The 587-nt window shown below is 44.6% G+C and carries 1 protein-coding gene; it reads right to left on the bottom strand.

Annotated elements, in window-relative coordinates; translation table 11 throughout:
- A partial coding sequence (locus R7190_RS29150) for a type II secretion system F family protein (RefSeq protein ID WP_318138106.1) occupies positions 1-587 on the bottom strand: 587 nt, incomplete at both ends.

The following is a 587-nucleotide window of genomic DNA, read 5'->3' as shown; positions in this document are numbered from 1 at the left end:
AAACTTAAGTACAGATCGGTTGAGCATTAAACGAAAAGAATCTGAACGCTTAGAGAGTACTCTCGCGGAGATAAATAAACTGATGGAGCCAAGTGCGATAAATGGGCTCCAGTTTTGTGTCCAAGCGGAAAGATCTAAGACTTGCCTTGTAAACCATGGCAGTTCAGCACCAAAGCCAACAAACATTTTTTCAAACTCGGGAATGACCTTGGTTAGCATGATAAACGATACTCCCAGTGCAACTAGAATAACCATGGCTGGATATATTAGAGCCTTGATCACTTTGGCTCTAAGCTGCTCATTTTTTTCCCTGTAGGTGGCTAAGCGTTCGAACACTTCGGCTAAGTTGCCCGATTGTTCTCCTGTCGCAATCAGGTCGGTATACAGCGGGTCAAAATGGTTACTGGCGGTACGCATCGCTTTAGACATCGGTGTACCCGCTTCAACAGCCCGAGTTACACTCATCAAAATGGATTTCATTTCCGCTTTTTTGTGGTTATCAGAGACCAATTTCAATGCTTGTACTAGCGGCACACCGGTTACCAGCATCGTTGAGATTTGACGAGTGAAAACCGTGATGTCTTTCC

Source organism: Vibrio sp. 1078-1, assembly GCF_033340475.1.
Note: the sequence above shows the minus strand (reverse complement) of the source record. Positions and strands in the feature narration are given on the sequence as shown.